Source organism: Myxococcus sp. XM-1-1-1 (genome assembly GCF_020037095.1).
GTDB classification, from domain to species: domain Bacteria; phylum Myxococcota; class Myxococcia; order Myxococcales; family Myxococcaceae; genus Myxococcus; species Myxococcus fulvus.
Genome location: NZ_JAIQDH010000021.1, coordinates 117,731 through 130,813 on the forward strand (window position 1 = coordinate 117,731; position 13,083 = coordinate 130,813).

The following is a 13,083-nucleotide window of genomic DNA, read 5'->3' on the forward strand; positions in this document are numbered from 1 at the left end:
GTCCGGCATCGACGTATGTTGATGCAGCGATATGGAAGCTCTGTCCCAATCCTTCCGGGCGCTCGGCGACCCGACGCGGCTGCGCATCCTCCGACTGGTGTCGGAGGCTCCGCTGAACGTGACGGAGCTGGTGTCGCTGGTGGGGGTGGCGCAGTCCTCGGTGTCCCATCACCTGGGCAAGCTCAAGGGGCTGGGGCTCATCCGCGAGGAGCGGCAGGCGGGCTTCAGCTACTACTCGCTGGCGCTGGGCGGTGAGGACTCCCGCTGGCCGCTCATCCGGCTGGCGCGCGAGGCGGAGGACGCGGCGGGGGACTCGGCGCGGCTCAAGGACCTGTTGCGCGCCCGCGCGGACCGGCAGGCCCTCAACGAGCGGCTCCTGGAGCCGGGCCAGTCGTGGTTCCTGTGGGCGGGCGCGCTGGCGTCGCTCCTGCCGCCGCTGGACGTCGCGGACTTCGGCTGTGGGACGGGCGTGTTGAGCGTGGCGCTGGGCCGGTGGGCCCGGCACGTGTGGGCCATCGACCAGAACGCCGTCGCGCTGGAGCAGGCGCGGGAGCGCGCGGCGGGCGAGGGCCTCACCAACGTGAGCTTCCTCTGCGAAGACCTGCACCGGCTGTCGTTGAAATCGGGCCAGCTGGACCTGGTGGTGATTTCACAGAGCCTGCACCACGTGGAGGAGCCGGCGGCGGTGCTGGCCGAGGCCGCGCGCCTGCTCAAGCCGGGCGGCCGGCTGGTGGTGCTGGAGCTGATGCCGCATGACGAACGCTGGGTGGTGGACCGGCTGGGCCACCGCCACCTGGGCTTCGAGCCGTCACAGCTCGAGGCCAGCTTGCGCGAGCAGGGGTTCGCGCAGCTCACCCGCGAGTCGCACGCCCGCGACGGTGCCAGCCCCTTTCGAGTCTTTCTGCTGACAGGAGTGAAGCCATCATGACGAGCCCGACGCCCACCGTCCTTCCTCCCCCTCCTGGAGAGCATGGCCGCCGCGTGGAGGCCCTGCGCTCCGCCATGCGTGAGCGCGTGCTGGTGCTGGATGGCGCCATGGGGACGCTGTTGCAACAGCATGACCTCAAGGCCGCGGACTTCGGCGGCGCCGAGTTCGAGGGCTGCAACGAGAACCTGGTCCTCACCCGGCCGGAGCTCATCCGCGACATCCACGCGCGCTACTTCGCCGCGGGCGCGGACGTGACGGAGACGGACAGCTTCGGTGGCACGCCGCTGGTGCTCAACGAGTTCGGCCTGGGGCACAAGGCGCTCGAGATCAACCAGGCCTCCGCCAGGCTCGCCCGCGAGGCCGCCGAGGCCGCCGAGGCGAAGGACGGCCGCATCCGCTGGGTGGCCGGCTCGGTGGGCCCCACCACCAAGGCCATCAGCGTCACCGGCGGCATCACCTTCGAGGAGCTGGTGGACAACTTCGCCGTGCAGGCGGAGGGGCTCGCGCTGGGCGGCTCCGACTACCTGCTGGTGGAGACGTGCCAGGACACGCGCAACATCAAGGCGGCGCTCCTGGGCATCGACCGGGCGTTCCAGAAGCTGGGCTACGCGCTGCCGGTGGCGGTGTCGGGCACGATTGAGCCCATGGGCACCATGCTCGCGGGCCAGAGCGTGGAGAGCCTGGCGGCGTCGCTGGAGCACTGGGAGCTGCTCTACCTGGGGCTCAACTGCGCCACGGGTCCGGACTTCATGACGGACCACCTGCGCTCCCTGTCGGAGCTGAGCCCGTTCCCGGTGTCGTGCGTGCCCAACGCGGGCCTGCCGGACGAGAACGGCCACTACCTGGAGACGCCGGACATGATTGCCCGCTCGCTCACGCGCTTCTGTGAGCAGGGCTGGCTCAACGTGGTGGGCGGCTGTTGCGGCACCACGGAGGCGCACATCCGCGCGGTGTCCCAGGCGGTGAAGGGCCTCAAGCCGCGCACGAAGGTGCCCAAGCCCCGCTCGACGCTGTCGGGCGTGGACTACCTGGAGGTGACGGACGACGTGCGCCCGGTCATCGTCGGTGAGCGCACCAACGTCATCGGCAGCAAGAAGTTCAAGGAGCTCATCGTCGCGGGGCAGGTGGAGGACGCGTCAGAGATTGCGCGCGCGCAGGTGAAGCGCGGCGCGCAGGTCATCGACATCTGCCTGGCCAACCCGGACCGCGACGAGCTGGAGGACATGCGCCAGTTCCTGGAGGTGGTCGTCAAGAAGGTGCGCGTGCCCTTGATGATCGACTCCACGGACGAGCGCGTCCTGGAGATGGCGCTGACGTACAGCCAGGGCAAGGCCATCATCAACTCCGTCAACCTGGAGGACGGGGAGGAGCGCTTCGAGAAGGTGGTGCCGCTTGCCCGGCGCTTCGGCGCGGCGCTGGTGGTGGGCTGCATCGACGAGGTGGGCATGGCCGTGACGCGCGAGCGGAAGCTCGCCGTGGCGGAGCGCTCGTTCGAGCTGCTCACGAAGAAGTACGGCATGCGCGCCGAGGACCTCTACTTCGACCCGCTCGTCTTCCCGTGCGCCTCGGGTGACGCGCAGTACACGGGCAGCGGCGTGGAGACGGTGGAGGGCGTGCGCCTCATCAAGCAGCGCTTCCCGCAGTGCCGCACCGTGCTGGGCATCTCCAACGTGTCCTTCGGCCTGCCCACGGCGGGCCGCGAGGTGCTCAACTCCGTCTTCCTGTACCACTGCGTCCAGGCGGGCCTGGACATGGCGCTGGTCAACTCCGAGAAGCTGGAGCGCTACGCGTCGCTGCCCGAGGAGGAGCGCACGCTGGCGGAGGACCTGCTCTACAACCGGGGACCGGACCCCGTCACGCCGTTCGCCGCGCACTTCCGCGAGCGCAAGGCCGTCAAGGTGGCGGTGAGCACGCTGCCGCTGGAGGAGCGGCTGCAGCGCTACATCATCGAGGGCTCGCGCGACGGCCTCTTCGCGGACCTGGAGGAGGCGCTCAAGAAGTACGCGCCGCTGGACATCATCAACGGCCCGCTGATGAAGGGCATGGACGAGGTGGGTCGGCTCTTCGGCGCCAACGAGCTCATCGTCGCCGAGGTGCTCCAGAGCGCCGAGTCGATGAAGGCCGCGGTGGGCTTCCTGGAGCCGCACATGAGCTCCGCCAAGGCGGCCATGCGCGGCAAGGTGGTGCTGGCCACGGTGAAGGGCGACGTCCACGACATCGGCAAGAACCTGGTGGAGATCATCCTCGCCAACAACGGCTTCCACGTGGTGAACCTGGGCATCAAGGTGCCGCCCGAGCAGCTGGTGCAGGCGGTGCGCGAGCACCAGCCGGACATCCTCGGGCTGTCGGGCCTGCTCGTGAAGAGCGCGCACCAGATGGTGGCCACGGCGGAGGACCTGAAGCGCGCGGGCGTGGAGGTGCCCATCCTGGTGGGCGGCGCCGCGCTCAGCCGCAACTTCGTGGACCGCAACATCGCCCCGGCGTACGGCGGCGGCACCGTGGCCTACGCGCAGGACGCGATGAGCGGCCTGGACCTGGCCAAGCAGATCGTCGACCCGACGTCGCACGAGCGGCTTCGCGGGGAGCTGGCCGAGCGCCGCGTGAAGCTGGCCCAGGAGGTCAAGGAGCGTCCCCGCGTGGAGGCGGTGGTGGCGCGCGGGCGCAGCGCGGAGATTCGGGTGCTGGAGACGGTGCCGCCCGCGCCGGACTTCGAGCGGCACGTGCTGACGAACACGCCGCTGGACCACATCTGGAAGTTCATCAACCCGGTGATGCTGTACGGACGGCACCTGGGCCTGCGCACGTCGTCGCGCGCGCTGGGGACTCCGGCCGAGGCGGAGCTGGCGAAGACGGAGGAGGGGCGCAAGGCGCTGGCGCTGAAGGAGGCGGTGGAGGAGCTCAAGGGCATGCTGCGCGGCGGCCTCATGCAGGCGCGCGCGGTGTTCCAGTTCTTCAAGGCGGGCAGCGACGGCAACCGCGTGGTGCTGTTCGACGGGACGACGGGCCGCGAGGCGGCGAGCTTCGACTTCCCCCGGCAGGACCGCGACGGGGGCCTGTGCCTGGCCGACTACCTGCGGCCGCTGGAGCGCGGCGTGCCCACCGACAACGTGGCCATGTTCGTGGTGACGGCGGGCTCGGGCATCCGCGAGCTGTCCGAGGGCCTCAAGGCCAGGGGCGAGTTCCTGAAGATGCACGCGGTGCAGGCGCTCGCGCTGGAGACGGCGGAGGGCTACGCGGAGCTCTTGCACACGCAGCTGCGCAGCATGTGGGGCACCCCGGACAAGCCGGACATGACGATGCTGGAGCGCTTCCGGGCGGAGTACGCGGGCAAGCGCTACTCGTTCGGCTACCCCGCGTGCCCCCGGCTGGAGGACCAGTCGAAGCTCTTCGAGGCGCTGCGGCCGGAGGAGATTGGGGTGCAGCTCACCGACGGCTGCATGATGGAGCCCGAGGCCTCGGTCTCCGCCATCGTCTTCCACCATCCCCAGGCCTCGTACTTCTCGGTGTCCTGATTCGGACGCACGGGCCCCCGGGGGCTCTGGGGACCCGCCCGGGGCCACCGAAGCGCGCCGTGGGGAAGGGGAGCGGTTAGACTCCCGCGCCTATGAGCGCGCCGAACATCCGTCGAGCCGTCCAGTTGCTGCCCGCCTGTGCCACCACGGGCATCGGGAGCCTGCCCCACACGCAGGTGGAGCTGGGGCTCCAGGTCGCCTTGTCGATGGACATCCCCTTCCTGCCGCAGCTGCCGGTGGGCAAGCCCTCCGAGCTGATGATTCCCGCGGCGCTGGAGGGGCTTCCCGGGCTGCGCTTCGACGACGAGGGCCTGTGCACGGTGGACCTCCAGGCCTGGGAGGCGGGGCGCGCCCAGTTCGAGGCGAAGCTGGAGTCCGCGCTCGCGGCCGGGGCGCTGGAGGCGTACGAGCCCTCCCCTGAGGCGTGCCGTGCGTGGCGGCCGTTCCTGTGGGAGGTGGAGCACCGCAAGCTGGCCTTCGCGAAGGCGCAGCTCGCCGGGCCCTTCACGGTGCGCTCGGTGGCGAGGACGGACTCGGGGCTGTCCGCGCTGGAGGTGCCGGGGCTGGACCAGGCCATCTACCGGCTGGTGCTGGCGCGCTCCCTGGCCATGGTGAAGGCGCTGCGGCGCGCGGGCACCACGCCCCTGTTCTTCCTCGACGAGCCGGGCCTGTATGCGTTCCAGCGCGTCAATCCGCGGCACCTGCTGGCGGTGCAGGAGCTGCGGCTCCTGATTGTCGCGCTCCAGCGGGAGGGCGCGCTGGTGGGCCTGCACTGCTGCGGCAACACGGACTGGAGCGCGCTGCTGGACGCGCAGGCGGACCTGTTGTCGTTGGACGTGCGGCTGTCGCTCGACGCGATGCTGGAGGAGAAGGACGCGCTGGAGCGCTACCTGCACTCGGGCGCGACGCTGAGCCTGGGCATCATCCCCACGGACCTCGCGTCGACGTACGAGGTGACGGAGCTGGCGGACTCGGTGGAGGCCTCGCTGAAGGCCGCGCTGCCGCGAGGCTTCTCGTTCCCCCGGGCCGTGTCCACGGTGCTGCTGACGCCGGCGTGCGGCCTGGCGATGCGCTCGGTGCAGGACGCGGAGCGCATCCTCTCGGAGCTGAAGGTGGCGCAGCGCAGGTTGCGAGGCGCGCTCGAGGCCGAGCGCCCCGTGCTGCACTCGCCGCCGCCTCACTGACGTGGGCCCGGTGTGGACACGGGCCCAGGTGGCGGACCGCTACTGACGGCCGAGCTTCAGCTCTCGCTCGGCTTGTTGCCAGTCCTGCTCGTGGTTGCCGGGCTTGCCTCCGCGGGCCATGTAGATTTCGTAGGCGCGCCGGGCAATCTGCTCGTGGGAGATGTCGGAGCGCGCGTGAGCGCCCTGCGGCTCATGCGCGTGTTCCGCGTGCTGGGGCTTCGTGTGCGGGGTCGACTTGGGAGCGTTGTTTCGAGCCATCGGGACGCCTCCGGTGAAAGGGCGCGCGAAGCTTGAGTCGCGTGCGTGACGCGCGAAAGCGACCCGACCTGGCGGGGGTTGTCGAAGCAACACGACGTCCCGGGGCGTGTCGTCGGGAGGACAGCCGCGGGCGAGCTGGGCGGCGACCGGAGCAGTCAGCGGCCCTCCGCTTGCGTGCCCACCACGGTGTCCAGGGCGCGCTGCATCGCGGTGCTCATGCCGAGCGTCGCGGCCTCGGCGGGTGTGCACCAGCGCAGCTCCTGGAAGGCGGCGGAGTGGGTGGGGCGCTTGGGGCCGGACACGCGGTACAGGCGCAGCGTGAGGTCGCGGTGGGTGAGCTGCCGCTTCACCGTGCCCAGGAGGGACTCCAGCTTCACGCCCGTGCCGAGCGCGGCGGTGAGGCGCAGCGTGGTCTCCTCCACGGTGGCGTCCTCGTCGACCTCGGCGGCGGGGAGCTCCCACAGCCCTCCGAAGAGGCCCGAGTCCGCGCGGCGCGCGAACAGCAGCGTGTCCGCGTGGGCCCACACGGCCAGGGCCAGGGTCAGCTTCTTCGGCGCGGCGCGCACCTTGGCGGGAGGCAGCTCGGCGACGCGGCCCTTCTTGAAGGCGACACAGCCCTCGCGCACGGGGCACAGCAGGCAGAGCGGGTTCTCCGGGCGGCAGGTGGTGGCGCCGTGCTCCATGAGGGACTGGTTGAAGTCGCCGGGGCGCTCGCCCTTCACGAGCAGGCCCGCGAGCTCCCACAGCGTGGCCTCGCGCTCGCGGTCTCCGGGCAGGCCCTCGACCTCGAAGAGCCGGGACAGCACGCGGGCGACGTTGCCATCGACGAGCGGGGCTTCCTCACCGAACGCGATGGAGGCCACGGCGCCCGCGGTGTAGCGGCCGAAGCCGGGCAGCGAGAGCAACTGCTCCGCGGTGGAGGGCAGGGCGCCACCGAAGCGCGAGACGATGTCCTGGGCGGCGCGGTGCAGGTTGCGAGCGCGCGTGTAGTAGCCCAGGCCCTTCCATCCGGCGAGCACGTCATCGAGTGGCGCGGAGGCGAGCGCGAGCGCGGTGGGGAAGCGCTTCAGGAACCGCTCCCAGTAGGGGATGACGGTGGACACCTGCGTCTGCTGGAGCATGACCTCGCTCAGCCAGATGGCGTACGGGTCCTTCGTGCGGCGCCACGGCAGGTCGCGCTTGTTGCGGTCGTACCAGGCGAGCAGCGGCCCGCGGATGCTGGCCAGGTGCGCGGCGCCCGGTGTCACCGTGGGGACGCGCGTCGACGTGGTCGCGGTGCCAGGAGGACGGCCGCGTCGCGCCTTCGGAGGTGTCGAGGGTGTGCTTGCCGTGTCCGCGCGCGGCGAGGCGCCCTCCGTGTCCATTCCCACGGTGCGAGGAGGACGGCCGCGTCGCGCCTTCGGTGGTGTCGAAGGTGTGCTTACCGCGTCCTTGCGCGGCGCGACACCCTCCGCAACCACCTCCACGTCCGCGCGTGACCCGGAGGAATCGAACAGCGAGCCGGTGGACGCCTTGCGTGCCTTCGCGTCCGCGAGCGTCGGCTCATCACGCGAGGGCAGGGGCTCGGCCTTGCCGCTCGGCGGACGTCCGCGGCGAGGTCGGGGCACGTCGCCAGTCTCCGGCTTCTTGCCTGAGGATGTCTTGGCGTTTTGTTCGCGAGAGACAGGCGGCGTGTCCGACGAGACAGCGGGCTTCGCGGGGCGACTGCGGGGGCTCATGCGTCCTTCTTCACCGGGTTGGCCATGCGGTGGGCGACCCGGTCGAACAAGCCGGGCGCGAGCCGGTTCGCCAGTACCATGGCGCGGCCGGGGAGGGTGAGGATGGTGTCGCGTCGTCCGCGCACGCTCGCCTTCACCATGGCCCGCGCCACCTCCTCGGAGGACATGGCCTTCAGCGGAATCGCGTCCTGCGCCCAGCCCTGGGCGTTCAGCCGGTGGTCCCGGAACTCGCTCTCGGTGAGGCCCGGTGACACCAGCCGCACGCCGATGCCCTCGGTGGCCAGCTCCGTGCGCAAGGACTCCGTCATCGCGTTCACCGCCGCCTTCGACGCGCAATACCCGCCGAGCAGCGGCAGCCCCCGATGCCCCAGCACCGAGCTGACGTTCACCACGTGCGCCCCGCGCCGCCCGCGCAGCAGCGGCAGCGCCGCCCGCGTCACCCGCCACAGCGCGAACACGTTCAGCTCGAACACCTGCCGCAGCTGCTCCTCGCTGATGGCCTCCAGCGGTCCGTACAACCCCTGGCCCGCGTTGTTCACCAGCACGTCCAGCCCACCGAAGTCCGCGCGGACCTGGGCCATGAGCCGCCCCACGTCCTCGCCACGAGTCACGTCGCACCGCACCGCCAGTGCCCGGACCCCCAGTGATTCCGCTTCACGGGCCGCGTCTTCCAGCCGCTCCAGCCGCCGGGCGGCGAGCACCACGTGGGCGCCCGCCTCCGCGTAGGCCCGGGCCGCCGCGCGGCCGATGCCGCTGGAAGCGCCTGTGATCAGGACGACTCGCTCCATCAGGGGTCGGCTCTTCATGGTGGCGCGGACCATACTCCCAGGGTTCCCCACCCGGACTGTCATTCAACCCACCCCCAGGGCTCGTTTCCCTGCCTGTTCCCCTTCTGGCGGAGCGAGCGAACGCCTAGGATGCGCCGCCTCGATGCGGCGCCCACCCCTCCACAACGACTTCTCCTGGTCCAAGAGCCGCCACGAGAAGTTCTCCGAGTGCCTGCGCTCCTACTACTTCTACTACTACCGCTCCTGGGGCGGCTGGGAGCCGGACGCGCCGAAGGACGTGCGGGAGCTGTACGTGCTCAAGAAGCTGGCCAACCGCTTCAGTTGGGCGGGCAGCGTCGTGCACGAGAGCATCAAGGACGTGCTGCTGGACTGGCGCGCCGGCCGCGTGGTGGACCCCGCCGTCGTGGAGGCCCGCGCGCGCAAGCTGATGCAGGACGACTATCGCCACTCGCGCGGCAAGGCGTACTGGACGCAGAAGTACCGCAAGCAGTTCACCGGCCTCGTGGAGCACGAGTACGCCGAGGCGCTCCCCGACGAGGCCTGGAAGCAGAACTGGGAGACGGTGCGCGTGGCGCTCGCGTGGTTCTTCAACTCGCGCTGGCCGCTGCTCGCCAAGAGCCTCAAGCCCGAGCAGTGGCTGGAGGTGGACGCGGGCTTCGACTTCGCCCACTTCACGCTCGGCGGCCTCAAGGTCTTCGCCATCCCCGACTTCGCCTTCGTGGACCAGGACGGCGCGCCCGTCGTCGTGGACTGGAAGACGGGCAAGTCTCGCGACGGCTACGACGAGCAGGTGCTCGGCTACGCGCTGTACGTGTCCCAGCGCTACCGCTTCCCGGTGGAGAAGGTGCGCGCGTCGCTCGTGTACCTCAACGAGGGCAAGGAGCAGGACGTCCAGGTGGACCTGGGCGCCATGGAGTCCTTCCACCGGCACTTCGAGACGAGCGTGGCGAAGATGCGCGCGCTGCTGAAGGACCCTGTCACGAACACGCCGCTGGACGCGGACGCGTTCCCCCGGTCGGAGACGCTGACGCCCTGCACGCGCTGCGTGTTCCGCAGGCCCTGTGGCCGAGAGGCCGAGGCGCTCGCCGAGCAGCAGGCGCGAGCGTCGCAGCCCCAGCAGGTGGCCTGAGCCGTCAGCGCGTGGAGGCGAGCCTTCGCACCACGACGCCGGCGGCGTTCATCCCGAAGCACGAGGTGACGAAGGACACGCTGCCGTCGATCTGCGTGCGGTGGTCACACGTGTGGAACTCGTTGTCCTGCGGGCAGACACACAGGAACCCGTCCGTCGCGTCGTCGTAGTTGAGGGCCACCGGCATGCGGCGCGCCTCGATGGAGTACACGGCGGTGATGCCCGTGTGCCGCTCGGTCTCCACGCCGTACTTGCGCTTGAGCAGCTTGCGGATGTCCTTGGCGAACGGGTCCATGTGCGTCTCGGACAGGTCCTCCACGCGGATGGCCGTCGGGTCCAGGCGCGCGGCGGCGCCCATGGAGCTGACCACGGGGATGCCCAGCGACACGCACCGATGCAGCAGGTGCAGCTTCGCCTTCACGTTGTCGATGGCGTCCACCACGAAGTCGTACTGGCCGGCGGGCAGCATCTGCTCGGCGACCTCTTCGCGGTAGAACTCGCGCACCGCCTCCACCCGGGCCTCCGGGTTGATTTCGCGGCAGCGCTGCGCCATCAGCTCCGCCTTCGACTTGCCCACGCCCTTCACCGTCGCGTGGAGCTGGCGGTTGGTGTTGGTGACGCAGACGTCGTCGTGGTCCACCAGCGTCAGGTGGCCGATGCCGCTGCGCACCAGGCCCTCGGCCGCGTAGCTGCCCACGCCGCCCAGGCCGAACACCACCACGCGCGCGTTGGCGAGCCGCTCCATGGCGTTGTCCCCCAGCAGGCGCCCGGTGCGGTCGAAGCGGCGCGACAGCTTGAACTTGAACGGCCGGGCGAGCGAGCCTGTCGCCGCGTTCGGCGTGGCCGTCGTGGCGGGCGGAGTCTCAGGCTGGGGAGGGGCGGGCGGTGGGGGCTGCGGGTTCATGGGGGTCCTCTATAACGCGACCGCTCGCCTACCGCGAAGCGGGGGGAAAACCTTCCCGGAACAGGCGCCGGGCATTCTCGGTCGTCCGCTGGGCGACCTCGTCCAGGGGCTCACCCCGCACGCGGGCCATCCCCTCCAGGATGTGGGGCAGGTAGGCCGGCTCGGAGCGGCCGCCCCGGTGAGGGGTGGGGGCCTGGTCCGGCGCGTCCGTCTCCGCCATCAGCCGGTCCAGCGGGATGGCGCGCAGCGCGTCCAGGGGCTTGCGCGCCTCGGCCCACGTCACCGGGCCGGCGAAGGAGAAGTGGCAGCCCTTCTGGAGATAGAAGCGCGCCAGCTCCACGCCGCCGCTGTAGCTGTGCATGAGCACGCCCGCCTCGGGCAGCGCCTCCTGCTTGAACAGCTCGATGAGGGCCGGGTGGAGCCGGTGGCAGTGCATCAACACCGGCAGCTGGTGCTTGCGCGCGAGCGCCAGGTGCCGCCGCAGCACGGACAGCTGCCGCTCGAGCGGCGCGCCGGGCAGGGATGGACCGTCGAGTCCACACTCGCCCACGGCGATGGCGCCGCCCTTGGACAAGAGCGCGTCGAGCAGCTCCAGCGCCGCGTCGTCCTCCGCGGGTGTCATGTCCGGCAGCAGTTGGGGATGGATGCCCAGGCCCACCTGGAGGCGCGGCTCCGCGCGCGACAGCTCCAGCAGGGGCTCCCAGTCGTGGGGACCGACACCGGGGACGAGGATGCCTTGCAGCCCCGCGGCCCAGGCGCGCTCCAGCACGAGCGTCCTGTCCTCATCGAATCGCGTCGCATCGAGATGGCAGTGGGTGTCGATCATTCATCACGCCGGAGTGAATCGCCGTTCATTCAGGAACATGCTCACTGCAACCCGCCCTCGCGAACCATTCCGTCCCTTTGGAGCGAGGCTATACGCCCTTCACTCACTTGGAGGGGCTGAATGGACAAGCGAATCGTCGGCGCGCTGTGCTGCGCGCTGTGGGTTCTGTCGACGGGGTGTGGTGACGAATGTGTGGACCAGTTCGACTGTCGCAGTGACAAGGGGCAGCCCGCCGAGGGCCAGGAGTGGGTCTGCACCGGCGACAACGAGTGCGAGCAGCGCCCCATCCAGACGCCCACCCCCGAGCCGGACGCCGGTGGTGGGGACGACGACGCGGGTGTCCCCGATGCGGGAGTGCCGGACGCGGGGATGCCCGACGCGGGCACGGATGACGACGCGGGCACGCCCGACGGTGGTGGCCAGGGCACCGGCGCGAAGGGGGATGCCTGCACGGCGTCCGGGGACTGCGGTCCGGGCCTTCGCTGCGAGGGCGCTCCGCTCACCTGCCAGGCGATGCATGTCGCGGTGACGGGGCGGGACGATGCCGGAGTCTCCGCGGCGCTGGTGATGCGCTACGACACGCCGGGCATGACGTCGCTGAGCGCGGCGGGCACGGACAGCCGCTATCCGCGGTGGGGCCCGGGCGGTACGCACCTCTCGTTCGCGCAGGGCGCGGTGGACACCGCGACGGAGAAGAGCGCCGGTGAGCTCACCGTGCGCGAGGTCCCCCTCGTCGAGGGCCAGGGCGTGGTGGTCGCCGATGGCGGCACGGGCAACACGGAGGCTTTCCGCTCGATGGAGTGGGAGCCGGGCACCGCCATCGCGTGGGTGCGGCAGAACGGCAGCCAGCGCTCCGGCATCTCGGCGGTGACGCCGGGCGGCGCCGGGGGCGTGGTGCAGGCGACGACGACGGGCGCGTTCCCGGACTGGTCGCGTGACGGGACGACGTTCGTCTTCAACGTGAACGGCGAGGGCCTGTTCACCTCGAGCGGTGGGGGCACCGCGCCGACGCCGCTGGCCAACGCCGGGGTGACGGCGGAGCAGGCGCACTACAACCGCGTGAACGACCAGCTGCTGTTCCTGGCCAACCCGAACAACGAGCTGGTGACCTTCGAGGGGGACACCACGCCCACGCCGCTGGTCCGGCTCTACAACATCGACGTGACGGGCGGCGGCGCGCCCCAGCTGGTCGCGGACGTGTCCACCGAGGCGTCCACCGACGGCACCGTGGACTCCTTCATCGCGAGCCCCATCTGGGCGCCGGATGGCACCTGGGCCGCGTACGTGCGCGCGTACTACTACCGGCCCACGTCGGGCGGCGCCGTGCTGTGCGGCGGCGCGGTGTCGCCGTGCCAGGACCGCTCGGGCAACGTCATCTTCCTGCGCGCCATCAACCCGCAGGACGGCTCCGCCACGGGCACCGAGGTGCGGCTCGTGGATGACGGCACGCTGCCGTCGTTCTCGCCGGATGGCCGCTTCGTCGCGTTCATCAAGGCGGGGCAGTTGCACGTGCAGCGCATCGACCCGGTGACGGGCGCGCAGGAGGGCGCGGCCATCATCCACCCGAAGGCGGGCTTCACGCTGCAGACGGGCGACAGCGACGACCACCGTCCCCGCTGGCAGCCTCGCTGAACCTCCAGGGGGCGTGACTCCCGGGCGGGGAGTGGCTGAGTGCTCCTCGCCTGGGTGACCGCGACGACCGGTGTGTCCGCCCGGCGTTGCGCTGGACATGTCCACGCTCCCGGCCTGCCGTCCTCCGCGCGCGACGCATCGGGCCTTGCCTGTCCGGGGGCCCCCGGAATAGAGGGGCCCGGCTGACGGGCCTGGTGGCCTCTG

10 protein-coding genes are annotated in these 13,083 nt (G+C 71.0%); 5 read left to right on the forward strand and 5 right to left on the reverse strand.

Going from position 1 to position 13,083, the window contains the following annotated elements:
* Positions 1–31 precede the first annotated feature (31 nt).
* The 3 genes from K8640_RS32270 to K8640_RS32280 all read left to right on the forward strand — a co-directional run bounded on the left by K8640_RS32270 (position 32) and on the right by K8640_RS32280 (position 5,624).
* A complete protein-coding gene (locus tag K8640_RS32270; protein ID WP_141331342.1) occupies positions 32–928 on the forward strand; it encodes a metalloregulator ArsR/SmtB family transcription factor in 897 nt (298 codons plus the stop codon).
* On the forward strand, positions 925–4,440 hold the full coding sequence (gene metH / locus K8640_RS32275; protein WP_223750582.1) for a methionine synthase: 3,516 nt from the start codon (positions 925–927) through the stop codon (positions 4,438–4,440). The genes K8640_RS32270 and metH overlap by 4 nt, the downstream gene beginning before the upstream one ends.
* Before the next feature lie 92 nt (positions 4,441–4,532).
* Positions 4,533–5,624 (forward strand): hypothetical protein, encoded by a 1,092-nt coding sequence (locus K8640_RS32280; RefSeq protein WP_223750583.1) that lies wholly within the window; start codon positions 4,533–4,535, stop codon positions 5,622–5,624.
* A 39-nt stretch (positions 5,625–5,663) separates the two neighbouring features.
* On the opposite strand, the gene K8640_RS32285 is transcribed toward K8640_RS32280, so the two are convergent.
* The 3 genes from K8640_RS32285 to K8640_RS32295 form a co-directional block, all read right to left on the reverse strand.
* Positions 5,664–5,882 (reverse strand): DUF2934 domain-containing protein, encoded by a 219-nt coding sequence (locus K8640_RS32285; RefSeq protein WP_223750584.1) that lies wholly within the window; start codon positions 5,880–5,882, stop codon positions 5,664–5,666.
* A gap of 155 nt (positions 5,883–6,037) precedes the next feature.
* The gene (mutY, locus tag K8640_RS32290; protein ID WP_223750585.1) at positions 6,038–7,246 is read right to left on the reverse strand and encodes an A/G-specific adenine glycosylase; all 1,209 of its coding nucleotides are present in this window, start codon (positions 7,244–7,246) and stop codon (positions 6,038–6,040) included.
* A 350-nt stretch (positions 7,247–7,596) separates the two neighbouring features.
* Positions 7,597–8,388, reverse strand: a complete 792-nt coding sequence (locus K8640_RS32295) for an SDR family oxidoreductase (RefSeq protein ID WP_255653638.1) — start codon at positions 8,386–8,388, stop codon at positions 7,597–7,599.
* A gap of 142 nt (positions 8,389–8,530) precedes the next feature.
* Here K8640_RS32295 and K8640_RS32300 point away from each other — a divergent pair, with 142 nt between their 5' ends.
* Positions 8,531–9,517: a PD-(D/E)XK nuclease family protein gene (locus K8640_RS32300; protein ID WP_223750587.1), complete on the forward strand. Its 987-nt coding sequence runs from the start codon at positions 8,531–8,533 to the stop codon at positions 9,515–9,517.
* A 4-nt stretch (positions 9,518–9,521) separates the two neighbouring features.
* On the opposite strand, the gene K8640_RS32305 is transcribed toward K8640_RS32300, so the two are convergent.
* Together K8640_RS32305 and K8640_RS32310 are read right to left on the reverse strand one after the other, a co-directional pair.
* A complete protein-coding gene (locus K8640_RS32305) occupies positions 9,522–10,421 on the reverse strand; it encodes a ThiF family adenylyltransferase (protein WP_223750588.1) in 900 nt (299 codons plus the stop codon).
* A gap of 28 nt (positions 10,422–10,449) precedes the next feature.
* Positions 10,450–11,247, reverse strand: coding sequence for a TatD family hydrolase (locus K8640_RS32310; protein ID WP_223750589.1), 798 nt, complete (start codon positions 11,245–11,247; stop codon positions 10,450–10,452).
* A gap of 120 nt (positions 11,248–11,367) precedes the next feature.
* On the opposite strand from K8640_RS32310, the gene K8640_RS32315 reads away from it, so the two are divergent.
* Complete coding sequence (locus tag K8640_RS32315; RefSeq protein ID WP_223750590.1) at positions 11,368–12,879, forward strand: hypothetical protein; 1,512 nt, start codon at positions 11,368–11,370, stop codon at positions 12,877–12,879.
* Positions 12,880–13,083: the final 204 nt, after the last annotated feature.

Bases quoted from the DNA above. Each gene is read 5' to 3' on its own strand.
- K8640_RS32270 (WP_141331342.1), top strand. From the start codon at position 32: ATGGAAGCTCTGTCCCAATCCTTCCGGGCGCTCGGCGACCCGACGCGG.
- K8640_RS32315 (WP_223750590.1), top strand. From the start codon at position 11,368: ATGGACAAGCGAATCGTCGGCGCGCTGTGCTGCGCGCTGTGGGTTCTG.
- K8640_RS32280 (WP_223750583.1), top strand. From the start codon at position 4,533: ATGAGCGCGCCGAACATCCGTCGAGCCGTCCAGTTGCTGCCCGCCTGT.
- K8640_RS32285 (WP_223750584.1), bottom strand. From the start codon at position 5,882: ATGGCTCGAAACAACGCTCCCAAGTCGACCCCGCACACGAAGCCCCAG.
- K8640_RS32305 (WP_223750588.1), bottom strand. From the start codon at position 10,421: ATGAACCCGCAGCCCCCACCGCCCGCCCCTCCCCAGCCTGAGACTCCG.
- mutY (WP_223750585.1), bottom strand. From the start codon at position 7,246: ATGGACACGGAGGGCGCCTCGCCGCGCGCGGACACGGCAAGCACACCC.
- K8640_RS32300 (WP_223750587.1), top strand. From the start codon at position 8,531: ATGCGGCGCCCACCCCTCCACAACGACTTCTCCTGGTCCAAGAGCCGC.
- K8640_RS32295 (WP_255653638.1), bottom strand. From the start codon at position 8,388: ATGGAGCGAGTCGTCCTGATCACAGGCGCTTCCAGCGGCATCGGCCGC.
- K8640_RS32310 (WP_223750589.1), bottom strand. From the start codon at position 11,247: ATGATCGACACCCACTGCCATCTCGATGCGACGCGATTCGATGAGGAC.
- metH (WP_223750582.1), top strand. From the start codon at position 925: ATGACGAGCCCGACGCCCACCGTCCTTCCTCCCCCTCCTGGAGAGCAT.